A 15,399-nucleotide genomic window follows, 5' to 3' on the forward strand; every position below is an offset into this window, starting at 1 on the left:
TGCACGCAGGCAGGGCTCACCGGTTGGTCGGGGTCCACGATACCACCCGTCCCCAGGACCGGTGCGTGGCGACCGCCACCGGCGCCACGTCGCTAGCGAAACTTGAACCGTTCCAGAAAACGCTGCCATGATCGCCGCATGGAGAGCCAGACCCTGCGCGACGCCGGCCTGCGCGTCACGGCGCAGCGGACGGCCGTGCTGGAGGCCGTCGGGCGCCTGCCCCACGCGACCGCCGACGCGGTCCTCGCCGAGGTCCGGACCAGCCTGCCGACCGTCTCGGTGCAGGCCGTGTACGACGTGCTGCACGCGCTCGCCGGTGCCGGCCTGCTGCGGCGCATCGAGCCCGCGGGCCACCCGGCGCGCTACGAGCGCCGCGTCGCCGACAACCACCACCACGTCGTGTGCCGCGGCTGCGGCGCGATCGACGACGTCGACTGCGCCGTCGGCCCGTCGCCCTGCCTGACCCCGTCCTCGACCAGCGGCTTCACGGTCGAGACGGCCGAGGTCACCTACTGGGGCCTGTGCCCCGCCTGCCAGGGCGCCGCCTGACGCCCGACCCCACCTGACCACCCGGCCCACGGCGCACGCCGCGGGTCGGCCCCGCCGCGCCCGCACCCCGGGTCCGGCACGACCGGAAGGACCCCCGTGACGCCGTTCACCACCACCACCGCCGGCGCGCCCGTCGCCTCGGACGCCCACGCCCTCACCGTCGGCGCCGACGGGCCGATCGTCCTGCACGACCACTACCTCGTCGAGAAGCTCGCGCAGTTCAACCGCGAGCGGGTGCCCGAGCGCGTCGTCCACGCCAAGGGCGGTGGCGCGTTCGGCACGTTCACGACGACGCAGGACGTCAGCCGGTTCACGCGGGCCGCGCTCTTCCAGCCGGGCGTGCGGACCGAGATGCTCGCGCGCTTCTCGACGGTCGCGGGCGAGAACGGCTCGCCCGACACGTGGCGCGACCCCCGCGGCTTCGCGCTGAAGTTCTACACGACCGAGGGCAACTACGACCTGGTCGGCAACAACACGCCCGTCTTCTTCATCCGCGACGGCATCAAGTTCCCCGACTTCATCCACTCCCAGAAGCGGCTGCCGGGTTCCCACCTGCGCGACAACGACATGCAGTGGGACTTCTGGACGCTCTCCCCCGAGTCCGCGCACCAGGTCACGTGGCTCATGGGGGACCGTGGCCTGCCCGCCTCGTGGCGGCACATGGACGGGTTCGGCTCGCACACGTACCAGTGGATCAACGCCCAGGGCGAGCGCTTCTGGGTCAAGTACCACCTCCGCACGAACCAGGGGATCCGGAACCTCACCGCCGACGAGGCCTCGCAGCTCGCCGGCTCCGACGCCGACGTGCACATCCGCGACCTGCACGAGGCCATCGACGGCGGCGACTTCCCGTCGTGGACGCTGTCCGTCCAGGTCATGCCCTACGCGGACGCGCCCGGCTACCGCTTCAACCCCTTCGACCTGACGAAGGTGTGGCCGCACGCCGACTACCCGCTCATCGAGGTGGGGACCATGGAGCTGAACCGCAACCCGGAGAACTACTTCGCGCAGATCGAGCAGGCGACCTTCGCGCCGTCGAACTTCGTGCCGGGCATCGCCGCGAGCCCCGACAAGATGCTGCTCGCGCGGATCTTCTCCTACGCCGACGCGCACCGGTACCGCGTGGGCACGAACCACGCGCAGCTCCCGGTCAACGCCCCGCACGCCGCGCCCGTGCACTCCTCCGCGCAGGACGGCGCCGCGCGGTACGTCTTCGACGCGCCCGACGTCCCCGTCTACGCGCCCAACTCGCGCGGCGGGGCGCACGCCGACCCGGCGCGCGCGGGCGAGTCCGGCTGGGAGTCGGACGGCGCCATGGTCCGCGCCGCGTCGACGCTGCACCCGCAGGACGACGACTTCGGCCAGGCGGGCACGCTCTACCGCGAGGTGTTCGACGACGCCGCACGCGCCCGCTTCCTCGACACGATCACCGGCCACGTGGGCGGGGTGCGCAGCGCGGACATCCGGGAGCGCGCGATCGCCTACTGGACGCAGGTCGACGCCGGGCTCGGTTCGGCTCTGCGCGCCACCCTCGCGGGCACGGCGCCGTTCGAGACCGGTCAGCCCGCGACGTCGGCGCTGCCCGTCCGCTGACGGAGAGCCGCCCAGACGGCACCCGCGGGGCCCGGCCCGGACACGCGTCCGGGTTGGGCCCCGCGCCGATGAGAGGATCGACGCATGAGTCAGCCCGACCCGAGCGCACCGACCGCGACCACGCCCGACCCGACCGACGGCGCGCTGCGCGACATCGCCGAGGTCAACGCGGTCGAGGTCATCACGACCGCGGCGGTCCACCTCATGAGTGCGGCGGCGGTGAAGTGCGGCCTCAGCCCCGACACCGCCACGGTCCGCGGCGGGGACCTCACCGACCTCGACGAGGCGCGCAAGCTCATCACCGCGCTGGCCGGGCTCGTCACCGCGAGCGCGCCCGACATCGGCAACCAGCACGCCCGGTCGCTGCGCGACGGCCTGCGCTCGCTCCAGCTCGCCTTCCGCGAGGCGTCGCCGATCCCGGACGCGCCGGGCGAGGGTCCGGGCGAGAAGCTCACGGGCCCGGTGCGCTGAGCCGGTGACCGCCACGCGGACCCGGGTCACGCCGCGCGACGACTCTCCTATCCTGGCGGCATGACCGACCCGCCGACGGCCGAGACGCGCGCGCCCGAGCCGCCCGCCCGGGGCCGGCTCGCGCGCGTGCTGCGCCAGCGGCGCCCGGCACCGGCTGCGCCCACCCGGGTCTTGGCGGGTCCGACGGCGACGGGTGCGCCCCCCGGGTCGGACCACGGGGCGTCGACCAGCTCAGCTCCGACCAGCTCGGCGGCGACCAGCCCGGCGCCGACCAGCCCGGCCGCGACCAGCCCGGCGGCGACGACCGCGGCCGCGACCACCGCGGGCGCGACGCGGACGACGACCCTGCCCACCTCGACGTCGTCCTCGGCGGCCGCAGGCCCCGCGGCCTCGGTCGTCCCGGGTGCCACCGCCGCTCCGGGCGTCACCACCCCGCCCGGGGCACCGACCGCGCCGACCGAGGCCGAGCGCGCCGCGCGGCGGTCGCGCCGCCGTCGGGCCGTGATCGTCGGCGTGCTCGTGCTCCTGCTCCTGCTCGTCGGCGCGGCGGCCGTGTACCTCTACCGCGCGACGGCGGCGTGGGAGGACCGCGCCGAGGAGTACCGGCAGGCGGCGGAGGGCCTCGGCGGCACGCTGGCCACCACCCAGGCGGAGCTCGAGGGTGCGCGGGCCGAGCTGGAGGGCGTGCGCGCCCAGCTCGCGACCGCGAACGAGCGCATCGTCGAGCTCGCGGACGAGAAGGCCCAGCTCGGCGACGACCGCGAGGTGCAGCGCCAGCTCGTCGACTACCAGCAGCGGGTCTCCGAGGCCGCCGGCACCGTCGCCCTCGCGCTCGACCAGTGCGTCCAGGGGCAGGACCAGCTCATCGGCTACCTCCGCAACGCCTCGCAGTACGACCCGGTCGAGCTCGAGCGCTTCGGCCAGGACGTCCAGGCCCTGTGCCAGCAGGCGACCGACGCGAACGCCGCGCTGCAGCGGGAGCTCGCCGGATGACGCGCGCGGTCCGCCCCCGCCGGGTCGGCGCCGTCCTCACGGCGACCGCGCTCGCGCTCGCGAGCCTCGTCGGCTGCGCCGCGGTCGACGACGCGCTCGACGGCCTGCCCCGCATGCCCGGGCCGGCGCAGACGGACTTCGTGCCGTCCGAGCCGCCCCTCGAGCAGGCGGGCACGGGCAACCTCTCCCCCGACGGGTTCGACGCCGTCGAGCGGCTCGCCGTCCGGATCCGCAACGTGGGCTGCAGCTCGCTGTCGACCGGCTCCGGGTTCGCGATCGACGCGACCACGCTCATCACGAACAAGCACGTCGTCGCCGACTCGGCGGACCTCCAGGTCTCCACGTACGACGGCCGCGACGTCGACGTCACCGCGGCGAGCACGGCGGACCTCGCCGACCTCGCCGTCGTGCGCACGGCCGAGGAGCTGCCCAGCTTCCCCGAGCTCGCGACGAGCGACCCGGTCCCCGGGGATGCCGTCACCGTGGTCGGCTACCCGCAGGGCGGCGCGCTGACGCTCACCACCGGCCAGGTCATCGGAGCGACCACCGACCCGCTCAACGAGAACCTGGGCGAGGTGCTCGTCACCGACGCCGCGGTCGAGCCCGGCAGCTCGGGCTCGGCGGTGCTCGACGAGGAAGGCCTCGTGGTCGGCGTCGTGTACGCCAAGAACGCCTCGGGGCAGAGCTTCATCGTGCCGGTGAGCACGCTGCGCGGGCTGCTCGCGGACGAGGCGGCGTTCACACCGACCGCGGGCTGCGAGCCCTGACGTACCGGCCCGGCACGGCCCCGGCCGCCGGGCACGGTCCACCCGCACCGACGAGGGAGGCCCGGAGATGACCGACGCCAGGCACGACGAGGACGCGCACAGCGAGCACAGCGAGCGCAGGACCGATGACGACGGCCTTCACGGGCGCGAGGCACGCCGACGCGGCGCGAAGGCCCGGGGCGGTCGCGGTCGCCCGCGCGGCGACCGCGGCCGGCTCGTCACCCGCGTGGCCGGCGACGCCCTGCACGTGCGGCGCGTCTTCGGCGAGCCCATCCGCGAGGACGGCGTGACGCTCGTCCCCGTCGCGCGGGTCCTGGGCGGCGCCGGGTCCGGGTGGGGCTCCGGCGAGCTCGGGGCCGGCACGGAGGCCGCACGCTCGAGCGGCGAGGGCTCCGGCGCGGGCGGCGGGGGCGGCTTCGGCGTCCGCGTGCGGCCGTTGGGCGTGTTCGTCGTGCGCGGGACCGACGTCGAGTGGCGGCCCGCTCTCGACCTCGGGCGCGTGATCCTCGGCAGTCAGGTCGTCGGCGCGCTCGCGGTCCTCGTGCTCGCCCGGGCCCTGCGCGCCCGCCGCCGGCGCGGCTGACCGGCCGCGCCGCACGACGGTCAGCCGGCGGCGACCACGCGGAGCTCGACGGAGTCCGCCTCCGCGGCGAGCGAGGTCGTCGCCAGCAGTCGGCCGACGTCGGCCAGCACGTCGTCCAGGGCGGCGCGGTCGAGTCCCGGGCGCACGCCGAGGAGCACCGCGACCTCGGCACCGCGTCCGGGCGCGAGGTCGACGCCCGAGACGGGTCCGACGCCCGCGAGCGCGGCCCGCACCCCCTCGACCAGCCCGGGCCGGACGACGCCGTCCGCCGTCGCGGGCACCCACGGCTCGCCGGCGGCGAGCGCGCGCACGGCGGGCGCGGGCACGACGGCGGTCACCGGTCCGCCCGGGTCGACGACGAGCACGTGCCAGCCCTCCTCGAGGCACGCGGCGGCCGCCCGCGCCGCGGACGCCGGCACGGGCCGGGCGTCGGCACGCCACGCGGCCAGGGCTGCGGTCCCGGTGAAGACCGGCAGGGCGGTGCGCCCGTCGGGCGCGCGCAGCGCGACGACGCCCGCCGACGCCTCCTTGTCGACGTGCAGACCCGCCTGCGTGGTGCCGCCCACCTCGAGCTCGACGAGCACCGGGACGAGGACGCGCGCCGAGGCGAGCGCCGCGACGAGGTCGGCCCCCGCGCGCGCACCCGACGCGTGCTGCGCGAGCGCCACAGCGAGGCCGGGGTCGGGCGAGCCGTCGTCGCCCGCGTAGGGCGAGGTGCCCGGCAGGGCGCGGCCGGCCACTACGGGCGCCCGGCGACGTCCAGGGCCTCGGGCAGCGTGAACGCGCCGGCGTACAGCGCCTTCCCGACGATGGCCCCCTCGACGCCCTCGCCGACGAGCCCGCGGAGCGCCGCGATGTCGTCGAGGCTCGCGATGCCGCCCGACGCCACGACCGGCGCGTCGGTGCGTGCGCACACCTCGCGCAGGAGGTCGAGGTTGGGGCCGCGGAGCGTGCCGTCCTTGGTCACGTCGGTCACGACGTACCGGGCGCAGCCCGCGGCGTCGAGCCGCTCGAGGACCTCCCACAGGTCGCCGCCCTCGCGCGTCCAGCCGCGTGCCGCGAGCGTCGTGCCCCGCACGTCGAGCCCGACGGCGATCGCGTCGCCGTGCCGCGCGATCGCGCTCGCGGTCCACTCCGGGTCCTCGAGCGCGGCGGTGCCGAGGTTGACCCGGCGGCAGCCCGTCGCGAGCGCGCGCTCGAGCGACGCGTCGTCGCGGATGCCGCCCGACATCTCGACCTGGACGTCGAGCGCCCCGACGACCTCGGCGAGCAGCTCCGCGTTCGAGCCGCGGCCGAACGCCGCGTCGAGGTCCACGAGGTGGATCCACTCGGCGCCGCCGGCCTGCCAGTCGAGCGCCGCCTGGAGGGGGCTGCCGTACGACGTCTCGGAGCCGGCCTCGCCCTGGACGAGGCGGACCGCCTGCCCGTCGGCGACGTCCACGGCGGGCAGGAGCTGGAGTCGGTCCATGCGGTTGCTCAGTGTCCCTTCAGGGTGGTGACCCAGTTCTCGAGGAGGTGGGCGCCGGCGTCGCCGGACTTCTCGGGGTGGAACTGGGTCGCGGAGAGCGGGCCGTTCTCGACGGCCGCGACGAAGCGGTCGCCGTGCTCGGACCACGTCACGTGCGGGGGCGTGAGGCGGCCGCCGCCCAGCGGAGGCATGTCCCGCACGCCGTAGGAGTGCACGAAGTAGAAGCGCTCCTGCTCGACTCCCGAGAACAGCGTGCTGTCCTCGTCCGCCTCGACCGTCGACCACCCCATGTGGGGCACGACGGGCGCCTCGAGCTTCTCGACGACGCCGGGCCACTCCCCCAGGCCCTCGGTGCGCTCGCCGTGCTCGACCCCCTCGGTGAACATCACCTGCATGCCGACGCAGATGCCGAGCACGGGGCGGCCGCCGGCGAGCCGCCGGTCGATGATCTGGTCGCCGCGCACGGCGCGCAGGCCGGCCATGACGGCGGCGAAGGCGCCGACGCCGGGGACGACGAGCCCGTCGGCCTCCGCCGCGGCCACCGGGTCCGCCGTCAGCTCGACGTCGGCCCCGACGCGCTCGAGCGCGCGGGTCGCCGAGCGCACGTTGCCGAAGCCGTAGTCGAGGACGACGACGCGCGGGGAGCTCACCGGACGATCCTACGGCGGCCCCGCGGGACGGGTCGCCCTGTCCAGATCGCGCACCACCCGGGCACCGCCGGGCGGCCGCGACCGGCCGCGCCGGCCCCGTCAGCCCCGCCGGCGACCCGCGCGCGCGACCGACGCGAGGATGCGCGCAGCCTTCCAGCGGGACATGCCCACGGACGTCACCGTGCCCGGCAGGTCCGCGGCGGCGACCTGGCCGAGGAGCAGCTGCTCGATCTCGGGCGGCGTGCCGTCGAGCACGAGCGCGGGCGACAGCTCCTCCTCCTGCTTGCCGCCGCTCCAGCGAGCGGCGGTCATCCGCCCGCCGCGCTGGGTGACGAGCAGCACGGGCGTGTTCTGGAGGAGCTGGGAGACGACCTGCGCGACGAGCTCGGGGTCGCCCACACCCGTCGCGCGGCACACGGCGACCGCGCCGATCGGCGTCGGGACGGCGTCGACGGGCACCTTGCTCATCGCGCACGCGGCCGCGAGACCCTCGGGCACCGCGACCTGGGTGAGCACGACGGCGGCAGCCGGCAGCGCGTCGCCGTCGGGCCCGGCCGCCGCCTGAGGGTCCTCGCTCACAGCGCGCCCTTCGTCGAGGGGACGCCCTCGACGCGCGGGTCCGGCGCGACGGCCGCGCGCAGCGCGCGCGCGAGCGCCTTGAACTGCGCCTCGACGACGTGGTGCGGGTCGCGGCCCGCGAGCACGCGCATGTGGATGCAGATGCCTGCGTGGTGCGCGATCGACTCGAGGACGTGGCGCGTGAGCGACCCGGTGAAGTGGCCGCCGATGAGGTGGTACTCCTGGCCGGCGGGCTCGCCCTGGTGGACGAGGTACGGGCGGCCCGACACGTCGACGACGGCCTGCGCGAGCGCCTCGTCCAGCGGGACGAGCGCGTCGCCGAAGCGCGCGATGCCGGCCTTGTCGCCGAGCGCGACGCGCAGCGCCTCGCCGAGCGTGATCGCGACGTCCTCGACCGTGTGGTGGACGTCGATGTGGGTGTCGCCCGTGGCCCGCACCGTGAGGTCGATCAGCGAGTGCTTGCCGAGGGCCGTGAGCATGTGGTCGTAGAACGGGACGCTCGTCGAGATCTCGGTGCGCCCCGTGCCGTCGAGGTCGATCTCGACGACGACGCTCGACTCGGACGTCGAGCGCTCGAGCCGCGCCGTCCTGCGGGTGCGTCCGGTCGCGTCGTCGCTCGCTGCTGCGGTCACAGTCCTGCCACCTCCACCAGGGCGTCCTGGAACGCCGTCATCTCCGCCGGGGTCCCGATCGAGACCCGCAGCCAGCCGTCGGGGCCCACCTCGCGGATGAGCACGCCGCGGTCGAGCAGACCCTGCCAGACCGCGTGCCGGTCGTCGAACATGCCGAACAGCACGAAGTTGGCGTCGGTCTCCGCCACCGTGAGCCCGCGCTCGCGCAGCCACGTCACGGTGGCGTCGCGCTCGGCCCGCAGCGACCCCACCTGCGCCATGAGCTCGTCGGAGTGCGCCAGCGCGGCGCGCGCGACCGCCTGCGTGACGGCCGAGAGGTGGTACGGCAGCCGCACGACGCGCAGCGCGTCGACGAGCGCGGGTGCCGCCGCGAGGTAGCCGAGCCGCGCACCCGCGAGGCCGAACGCCTTGGACATCGTCCGGCTCACGGCGAGGTGCGGGTGGTCGGCGAGCAGCTCGAGCGCCGACGGCGTGCCCTCCCGCCGGAACTCGCCGTACGCCTCGTCGACGACGACGACGCAGCCGCCGGGGACGCGCGCGGCCGCGGCGAGGACCGCCTCGCCGGCCGCGGGCGCGAGCGCCGTGCCCGTCGGGTTGTTGGGGCTCGCGAGCAGCACCACCGAGGGCGCGTGCTCGGCGACGGCCGCCACCGCGCGGTCGACGTCGAGCGTGAAGTCCTCGGCGCGCTGCGCCGTGACCCACGCGGTGGACGTGTCGCGTGCGTACTCCGGGTACATCGAGTACGTCGGCGCGAAGGACAGCGCCGTCCGGCCCGGCCCGCCGAACGCCTGCAGCAGGTGGAGCATGACCTCGTTCGAGCCGTTGGCGGCCCAGATGCCCTCGGGCGCGACCGTGACGCCCGACTCGCGCGCGAGGTACGTCGCGAGGTCCCGGCGCAGGTCGAGGAAGTCGCGGTCCGGGTAGCGGTTGAGGCCGCGCGTCGCCTCGGCCACCGCGCGGGCGACGTCCGCGACGACGCCGTCGGACGGCGCGTACGGGTTCTCGTTGACGTTGAGCAGGACTGGCACGTCGAGCTGCGGGGCCCCGTAGGGCTCGAGGCCCTGGAGCTCCGGGCGCAGCGGGAGGCTCGGGGTCACGCGCCCGATCGTAGCCAGCGCGCGCCCGCCGTCCGCGCCGTGTCCGCGGCCGCGCGGCGGTCGTCGCCGGGCAGCGCTCGGCTCACGCCGCGAGGTCGAGGACCCGGCGGCCGTCGCGCTCGACGAAGCCGACGGCACGCAGGTACCGCTCGGAGGCGGCCATGCCCGGGGAGGCGACGACGCGGCGCGTGCCGAGCGCGGCGAACGGCCCGTCGGGCCGGAAGACGAACTCGCCCGGCGTGAAGTCCCGGTAGGCGGGCAGGACGTAGTCGAGCACGACCTGCTGCTCGTCCGGCTGGGCACCGGTGCGCGAGAGCACGACGCCCACGACCGTGTCGTCCGTGCTCACGACGAACGCGTGCTCGGCCGCGGGGGCGACGTCGTCCGGGAGGTCGGGGTTGAACGTGCGGATGTCCTCGGCGTGGCGCGCGAGCAGGTGCTGCAGGAACGGCTCGTCGAGCGCGATCGGCACCGCGTCGTACGCGCGGTCGTCGTGGCGGCTGCGGACCATGCGCGCGATGACCCAGAGGTTGATCGCGACGAGGACGACGTTCATGGCGGCCATGGGCCACACGCCGACCGCGGCGTTGTAGCCGATGAGCACGACGCACGAGACGGTGTTGAGCACGCGGAAACGCATGACGCGCGTCTGCAGCAGGGACACGACGAGCAGCGCCGACCCCACCCAGCCCACGACCTCGAGCAGCGGCACGACAGTCCTCCTGGTCCCGGTCGACCCGCGACCGCGCGGGCACCCGCGCACGCGTCGTCGACGACAACCGACGATCCTAGGGGCGCGCCGGCACCGCCTCGTGCACCCACCCCGCCACGAGGTCGCCCACCACCTCGGGCCGGATGACCTGCATGTGGTCGACGCCCGGCAGCAGCTCCGTCCGCACGTCGTGGCCGGCGGCCTCGAGGTCGGCGGCGAGGTCCGTCGTGAACCAGGTCGGCACGACGTCGTCCGCGTCGCCGTGCACGAGGAGGACCGGCAGGTCCGGGCGAGCGGCGGCCCACGTGAGCGGGTTGCCGTCCGCCCACGCCTCGGGCGCGTCCGTCTGGCTCGCGCCGAACAGGTCCCGCGCCATGCCGCCCGTCCGCGTGACGTCGTACGGCCCCGCGAGCCCCACGACGCCGTCGGCGGGGTGCGCGGGGTGCGGGCACGGCTCGCCCGTGATCGCGCGCTCGGGCGCGAGCGCGGCGAGGAGCGCGAGGTGGGCACCCGCCGAGTGGCCGACGGCGACGACCGGCACGTCCGGCACCTGCGTCGCCGCGTAGGCGATCGCGCAGACGACGTCGTCGGCGGGCTCGGGGTAGGCGCTGTCCGTGGAGCTGGTCCCGTAGGTGATCGTCACGACGGCGAGGCCGTCCGCGACGAGCGCGTCCGCGAGCGGCGCGAGGCCGCCGGGGTTCGCCGTGGCCCACCCGCCGCCCGGCACGAGGACGACGACGGCGTCCGGGTCGCCCGCCGGGAGGTCGGTGGACGCGGCACGCCCGGGGCGGTACTCCCCCGGCTCGGCGGCGTCCGCCGCGGGCGACGACGGGGGCGCGGACGGCGAGCAGGCCGCCAGGACTGCGGTCGCCACGAGGGCGACGGGGACGACGGCGCGGGGTCGGGAGCGCATGGGGGAAGTCTGCTCCTGTGCACGACGTGGTGGGCGTGTGGGCGGGTGTTGGCACACTGGCGCGGTGCCGACCCCTCCCCGCCCCGCGTCCGCTGCCGACCCCGTCGCTCCCGGCGCCGACCCCGCGGACCTGCGCGCCGAGGCCGAGGCGGCGCTCCGGCGTCTCGTGGGGCGCGACGACGCGCGGCTGCGCGAGGACCAGTGGGTAGCGATCGACGCGCTGGTCTCCGGCCGGCGACGCGCGCTCGTCGTCCAGCGCACCGGGTGGGGCAAGTCCGCCGTGTACTTCGTGGCCACGGCCCTGCTGCGCGCGCGGGGGGCCGGCCCGACGGTGATCGTCTCGCCGCTCCTCGCGCTCATGCGCAACCAGGTCGACGCGGCGCGGCGGGCGGGCATCCGCGCGGAGACCATCCACTCCGCCAACACCGACGAGTGGGAGGCGGTCCACGAGCGCGTCGCCGCGGGCGAGACCGACGTGCTCCTCGTGTCCCCCGAGCGCCTCAACAACCCGGGGTTCCGCGACGAGGTCCTGCCCCGGCTCGCCGACGACGCCGGGCTCCTCGTGGTCGACGAGGCGCACTGCGTCTCGGACTGGGGGCACGACTTCCGGCCCGACTACCGCCGGATCCGCACGCTCCTCACCGAGCTGCCGGCGGGCACGCCGGTCCTCGCGACGACCGCCACCGCGAACGAGCGCGTGACGCGCGACGTCGCCGAGCAGCTGGCCGCGGGCCTGCGCCCGGGCGCGGAGGACGACGTCCTCGTCCTGCGCGGGTCGCTCGACCGCGAGAGCCTCGCGCTCGCCGTGCGCGAGCTCCCCGACCACGCGTCCCAGCTCGCCTGGCTCACGCACAACCTGCCCCGGTTCGACGGCTCGGGCATCGTCTACTGCCTCACGGTCGCGGCCGCGGAGCAGGTCGCGGCCCACCTGCGCTCGGTCGGGCTGCCGGTGCGCGCGTACACCGGCCAGACCGAGCCCGCCGAGCGCCTCGAGTGCGAGCAGGACCTGCTCGACAACCGGGTCAAGGCACTCGTGGCGACGTCGGCGCTGGGCATGGGGTTCGACAAGCCCGACCTGGCGTTCGTCGTCCACCTCGGCGCGCCGGCGTCGCCCATCGCGTACTACCAGCAGGTGGGGCGCGCGGGGCGCGCGACCGCGCGGGCCGACGTCGTGCTGCTGCCCGGCCGGGACGACCGCGCGATCTGGGACTGGTTCGCCTCCATGGCGTTCCCGCCCGAGCGCGACGTGCGCGAGACGCTCGCGGTGCTCGAGCAGGACGGCGGCGCGGTCTCGACCGCCGCGCTCGAGCCGCGCGTGAGCCTGCGCCGCGGTCGCCTCGAGACGATGCTCAAGGTGCTCGACGTCGACGGCGCGGTGCAGCGCGTGCGCGGCGGGTGGCGCTCGACGGGCGAGGCCTGGTCCTACGACGCGGAGCGGTACGCGCGCGTCGCCGCGACGCGCGACGCCGAGGCGCGCTCGATGCTCGACTACGTCGCGACGCCGGGCTGCCGGATGGCGTTCCTCCGGGCCGCGCTCGACGACGCCGCGCTCGAGCCCGGCTGGACCTGCGGACGCTGCGACCGCTGCACGGGCGCGACGCACGACGCCGTCCCGGACGACAGAGAGGTCGCGGCGGCGCGAGGCGCGCTCTCGGTCCCCGGGGTGGAGCTCACGCCGCGCCGGCAGTGGCCCAGCGGCATGGGCGCGCTCGGCGTGCCCCTCGCGGGTCGGATCGCCGCGGACGAGGGCGCCGCGCCCGGTCGCGCGGTCGCACGGCTGGACGCGCTGGGCTGGGGCGGCGCGCTCCGCGCCCTGTTCGCCGTCGGGCCGGAGGCGCCGCCCGACGGCCCGGTGCCGCCCGCGCTGCGGGCCCCGGTGACCGAGGTGCTCGACGCGTGGGGCCTCGGGCACGTGGACGGCGTCGTGGTGCTCCGCTCGGCGTCCCGTCCGCTGCTCGTCGAGAGCCTCGCCGCGGGCGTCGCGCGCCGGCTCGGGGTGCCGGTCGTCGGTGCGGTCGCGCCGGCGCCGGACGCGGGCGCGCCGCGGCACGACGTCAACAGCGCCCAGCGCCTCGCCGACGTCCACCGACGCCTCGAGCTCGACCTCGGACCCGCCGCCCTGTCGGGTCTGCCGGGCCGGACCGTGGTGCTGGTGGACGACCGCTATGACACGGGCTGGACCGCGACCGTCGCGGCCCGGCTCCTGCGGCAGGCCGGCGCGGCCGCGGTGCACCCGTTCGCGCTCGCGGTCGGCTGAGGGCCCGCCGAGCAGCCCTCGTCCTCCGTGGTCCCGGCCTCAGCCCGGGAAGCGGGCCCGGACCGCCTCGCCGTGCGCCGGCAGGTCCTCGTCGCCCGCGAGCGCCACGATGCGGTCGGCGACCTCGGCGAGCGCCGCGGCGCCGTACTCGACGACCTGGACCGGCCGGAGGAAGCTGTGCACGCCGAGCCCGCTCGCGTAGTGCGCGCACCCGCCCGTGGGCAGCACGTGGTTGGAGCCGGCCATGTAGTCGCCCAGCGAGACCGGCGACCACGGCCCGACGAAGATCGCCCCCGCGCTCGTCACGCGGTCGGCGACGCGCGCGGCGTCGGCCGTCTGGATCTCGAGGTGCTCGGCGCCGTAGGCGTTGACCACCGCGAGGCCCTGCTCGACGTCGTCGACGAGGACGACGGCCGACTGCGGGCCGGCGAGCGCCGTCGCGACGCGCTCGCTGTGCCGCGTCGCGGCGACGACCTCGGGCAGCAGCCGCTCGACCGCGTCCGCGAGCCCGGGGGCGTCCGTGACGAGCACCGACGCCGACGTCGGTCCGTGCTCGGCCTGGGACACCAGGTCGGCCGCGACGTGCGCAGGGTCGGCGGTCGCGTCCGCGAGGATCGCGATCTCGGTCGGCCCGGCCTCGGAGTCGATCCCGACGACGCCGCGCACGAGGCGCTTGGCCGCGGTGACGTACTGGTTGCCGGGACCGGTGACGACGTCGACGGGCTCGCACAGGACGTCGCCGTCGCGCTCGTCCTCCCCCACGGCCCCGTACGCGAGCATCGCGACCGCCTGCGCGCCGCCCACGGCGTACACCTCGGTCACGCCCAGCAGCGCGCACGCCGCGAGGATGGTCGGGTGCGGCAGGCCCCCGTTGTCCTTCTGCGGCGGGCTCGTCACGACGAGCGACGTGACGCCGGCCTCCTGGGCGGGGACGACGTTCATGACGACGGACGACGGGTAGACCGCGAGGCCGCCCGGGACGTACAGCCCCACGCGCCGCACCGGCAGCCAGCGCTGACGCACCTGGGCGCCTGGTCCGAGGTCGACCGCGATCGGGGCCGGGACCTGCGCGGCGTGGACGGTCCGCACGCGGCGGACGGCCTCCTCGAGGGCGGCGCGCACCTCGCCCGGGAGGGTGTCGAGGGCCGAGGCCAGCGCCTGCGCCGGCACGCGCAGGTGGTCCGGGCGCACGCCGTCGAACCGCTCGCCGAGGTCCCGCAGCGCCGCGGCGCCGCGTGCGCGCACGTCCTCGAGGATCGGGGCGACGCGCTCGGCGGCGCCCGCGACGTCGAGCTCGGGGCGCGGCAGCGTCGCGGTCAGCTCGCGGGGGGTCAGGGTGCGACCACGCAGGTCGATGCGGGAGATCACGCCGCGATTCTAGGTGCGGCGCGACCGGCGCCGCCCGGGCGCCCACGCCTCGCCCGCGTGCGTACACCCGGCTGGCAGACTCGTCACGTGCACACCCAGGACGTCCCCGTCGACGAGGCGGGCATCCGCCTCGGCCAGTTCCTCAAGCTCGCCGGCGTCGCGGAGTCCGGCGCCCACGCCCGGGAGCTCCTCGCCGAGGGCGAGGTCACGGTCGGCGGCGAGGTCGAGCAGCGGCGCGGTCGCCAGCTCTCGCCGGGCGACGTCGTGGTGGTCTCGCTGCCGGGCGGCGAGCAGGCGTTCCGGGTCGCCTGAGGTCGCGTGGCGGCGGCCGTTCAGCGCGTCATGTAGTCCGAGCCGAGCACGCGGTCGACGGCGACCCGCACGACGACGCGGCGCGGGTCGTGCTCGAGCTGGCGGTAGCGGCGCGCGTAGCGGCGCACCGCGTCGGCCACCTCGTCCTCGTCCGTCTCGACGGTCGCCGCGCCCTCGAAGGTCAGCCACCGCCCGCCGTCGACCTGGCACACCGCGACACGGGCCGGGCGCCCGGCGTCGGCCGCGCGCCGGATGTGACGGACCTTGGCCGACGTCACGCGCGTCGTGATCCGGAGCACGCCCGCCTCGGGGTCCCACGTGAAGCCGACGGGGACCACGTGCGGCGTGCCGTCGGGCCGCAGCGTGGCGAGGGTCGCCAGGTGCCGCTCGGTGACGAACACGTGCTGCTCGGGGGTCAGGTGGATCACCGGGTGAGTCTAGGTGCGCGCGCCGGC

General features: G+C 76.4%; 19 protein-coding genes. 8 read left to right on the forward strand and 11 right to left on the reverse strand.

From position 1 onward, the window contains the following. Positions 1-138 precede the first annotated feature (138 nt). From JIG38_RS18755 to JIG38_RS18765, 3 genes are all read left to right on the forward strand, one after another. Positions 139-549 carry a Fur family transcriptional regulator gene (locus JIG38_RS18755; protein WP_199425180.1) on the forward strand — a complete coding sequence of 137 codons (411 nt, stop codon included), beginning with the start codon at positions 139-141 and terminating at the stop codon, positions 547-549. A 96-nt stretch (positions 550-645) separates the two neighbouring features. Then, positions 646-2,142 (forward strand): catalase, encoded by a 1,497-nt coding sequence (locus JIG38_RS18760; RefSeq protein WP_199425181.1) that lies wholly within the window; start codon positions 646-648, stop codon positions 2,140-2,142. An 84-nt stretch (positions 2,143-2,226) separates the two neighbouring features. Next, on the forward strand, positions 2,227-2,613 hold the full coding sequence (locus tag JIG38_RS18765; protein ID WP_199425182.1) for a DUF1844 domain-containing protein: 387 nt from the start codon (positions 2,227-2,229) through the stop codon (positions 2,611-2,613). A 47-nt stretch (positions 2,614-2,660) separates the two neighbouring features. On the opposite strand, the gene JIG38_RS18770 is transcribed toward JIG38_RS18765, so the two are convergent. Beyond that, the gene (locus JIG38_RS18770) at positions 2,661-3,023 is read right to left on the reverse strand and encodes a hypothetical protein (RefSeq protein WP_199425183.1); all 363 of its coding nucleotides are present in this window, start codon (positions 3,021-3,023) and stop codon (positions 2,661-2,663) included. 91 nt (positions 3,024-3,114) lie between these two features. Between JIG38_RS18770 and JIG38_RS18775 the strand changes: the two genes are divergently transcribed. The 3 genes from JIG38_RS18775 to JIG38_RS18785 all read left to right on the forward strand — a co-directional run bounded on the left by JIG38_RS18775 (position 3,115) and on the right by JIG38_RS18785 (position 4,956). Beyond that, complete coding sequence (locus JIG38_RS18775) at positions 3,115-3,606, forward strand: hypothetical protein (RefSeq protein ID WP_199425184.1); 492 nt, start codon at positions 3,115-3,117, stop codon at positions 3,604-3,606. After that, positions 3,603-4,373, forward strand: a complete 771-nt coding sequence (locus tag JIG38_RS18780) for a S1C family serine protease (RefSeq protein WP_199425185.1) — start codon at positions 3,603-3,605, stop codon at positions 4,371-4,373. Before JIG38_RS18775 ends, JIG38_RS18780 begins: the two co-directional genes overlap by 4 nt. A gap of 67 nt (positions 4,374-4,440) precedes the next feature. Further along, a complete protein-coding gene (locus tag JIG38_RS18785; protein WP_199425186.1) occupies positions 4,441-4,956 on the forward strand; it encodes a spore germination protein GerW family protein in 516 nt (171 codons plus the stop codon). Positions 4,957-4,976: 20 nt separating this feature from the next. Here the strand turns inward: JIG38_RS18785 and JIG38_RS18790 are convergent, their stop codons facing one another. The 8 genes from JIG38_RS18790 to JIG38_RS18825 all read right to left on the reverse strand — a co-directional run bounded on the left by JIG38_RS18790 (position 4,977) and on the right by JIG38_RS18825 (position 11,007). Further along, positions 4,977-5,696 carry an SseB family protein gene (locus JIG38_RS18790; RefSeq protein ID WP_199425187.1) on the reverse strand — a complete coding sequence of 240 codons (720 nt, stop codon included), beginning with the start codon at positions 5,694-5,696 and terminating at the stop codon, positions 4,977-4,979. Continuing rightward, complete coding sequence (gene priA, locus JIG38_RS18795; RefSeq protein ID WP_199425188.1) at positions 5,696-6,424, reverse strand: bifunctional 1-(5-phosphoribosyl)-5-((5-phosphoribosylamino)methylideneamino)imidazole-4-carboxamide isomerase/phosphoribosylanthranilate isomerase PriA; 729 nt, start codon at positions 6,422-6,424, stop codon at positions 5,696-5,698. The genes JIG38_RS18790 and priA overlap by 1 nt, the downstream gene beginning before the upstream one ends. An 8-nt stretch (positions 6,425-6,432) precedes the next feature. Continuing rightward, complete coding sequence (gene hisH, locus JIG38_RS18800) at positions 6,433-7,074, reverse strand: imidazole glycerol phosphate synthase subunit HisH (RefSeq protein ID WP_199425189.1); 642 nt, start codon at positions 7,072-7,074, stop codon at positions 6,433-6,435. A 99-nt stretch (positions 7,075-7,173) separates the two neighbouring features. Continuing rightward, a complete protein-coding gene (locus JIG38_RS18805; protein ID WP_199425190.1) occupies positions 7,174-7,653 on the reverse strand; it encodes a hypothetical protein in 480 nt (159 codons plus the stop codon). Continuing rightward, the gene (gene hisB / locus JIG38_RS18810) at positions 7,650-8,285 is read right to left on the reverse strand and encodes an imidazoleglycerol-phosphate dehydratase HisB (protein ID WP_199425191.1); all 636 of its coding nucleotides are present in this window, start codon (positions 8,283-8,285) and stop codon (positions 7,650-7,652) included. Before hisB ends, JIG38_RS18805 begins: the two co-directional genes overlap by 4 nt. Further along, positions 8,282-9,382, reverse strand: coding sequence for a histidinol-phosphate transaminase (locus JIG38_RS18815; RefSeq protein WP_307845027.1), 1,101 nt, complete (start codon positions 9,380-9,382; stop codon positions 8,282-8,284). Before JIG38_RS18815 ends, hisB begins: the two co-directional genes overlap by 4 nt. 82 nt (positions 9,383-9,464) lie before the next feature. Then, on the reverse strand, positions 9,465-10,094 hold the full coding sequence (locus JIG38_RS18820) for a YgjV family protein (protein WP_199425192.1): 630 nt from the start codon (positions 10,092-10,094) through the stop codon (positions 9,465-9,467). A gap of 76 nt (positions 10,095-10,170) precedes the next feature. Next, positions 10,171-11,007 carry an alpha/beta hydrolase gene (locus JIG38_RS18825; RefSeq protein WP_199425193.1) on the reverse strand — a complete coding sequence of 279 codons (837 nt, stop codon included), beginning with the start codon at positions 11,005-11,007 and terminating at the stop codon, positions 10,171-10,173. Between the two features lie 64 nt (positions 11,008-11,071). Between JIG38_RS18825 and JIG38_RS18830 the strand changes: the two genes are divergently transcribed. Beyond that, entirely contained in the window at positions 11,072-13,264 is a 2,193-nt protein-coding gene (locus JIG38_RS18830; protein WP_307845028.1) for a RecQ family ATP-dependent DNA helicase, read from the forward strand. 39 nt (positions 13,265-13,303) lie between these two features. Here the strand turns inward: JIG38_RS18830 and hisD are convergent, their stop codons facing one another. Continuing rightward, on the reverse strand, positions 13,304-14,632 hold the full coding sequence (hisD, locus tag JIG38_RS18835) for a histidinol dehydrogenase (protein WP_199425195.1): 1,329 nt from the start codon (positions 14,630-14,632) through the stop codon (positions 13,304-13,306). 87 nt (positions 14,633-14,719) lie between these two features. Between hisD and JIG38_RS18840 the strand changes: the two genes are divergently transcribed. Then, entirely contained in the window at positions 14,720-14,944 is a 225-nt protein-coding gene (locus JIG38_RS18840) for an RNA-binding S4 domain-containing protein (RefSeq protein ID WP_199425196.1), read from the forward strand. Between the two features lie 20 nt (positions 14,945-14,964). Here the strand turns inward: JIG38_RS18840 and JIG38_RS18845 are convergent, their stop codons facing one another. Then, positions 14,965-15,372 (reverse strand): TIGR03618 family F420-dependent PPOX class oxidoreductase, encoded by a 408-nt coding sequence (locus JIG38_RS18845; RefSeq protein ID WP_199425197.1) that lies wholly within the window; start codon positions 15,370-15,372, stop codon positions 14,965-14,967. Positions 15,373-15,399 lie beyond the last annotated feature (27 nt).

Source organism: Actinotalea solisilvae (assembly GCF_016464425.1).
Lineage (GTDB): Bacteria > Actinomycetota > Actinomycetes > Actinomycetales > Cellulomonadaceae > Actinotalea > Actinotalea solisilvae.

Excerpts from the sequence above, each read along its gene's own strand:
- priA (WP_199425188.1), bottom strand. The coding sequence starts at position 6,424 with ATGGACCGACTCCAGCTCCTGCCCGCCGTGGACGTCGCCGACGGGCAG.
- JIG38_RS18785 (WP_199425186.1), top strand. The coding sequence starts at position 4,441 with ATGACCGACGCCAGGCACGACGAGGACGCGCACAGCGAGCACAGCGAG.
- JIG38_RS18755 (WP_199425180.1), top strand. The coding sequence starts at position 139 with ATGGAGAGCCAGACCCTGCGCGACGCCGGCCTGCGCGTCACGGCGCAG.
- JIG38_RS18765 (WP_199425182.1), top strand. The coding sequence starts at position 2,227 with ATGAGTCAGCCCGACCCGAGCGCACCGACCGCGACCACGCCCGACCCG.
- JIG38_RS18825 (WP_199425193.1), bottom strand. The coding sequence starts at position 11,007 with ATGCGCTCCCGACCCCGCGCCGTCGTCCCCGTCGCCCTCGTGGCGACC.
- JIG38_RS18780 (WP_199425185.1), top strand. The coding sequence starts at position 3,603 with ATGACGCGCGCGGTCCGCCCCCGCCGGGTCGGCGCCGTCCTCACGGCG.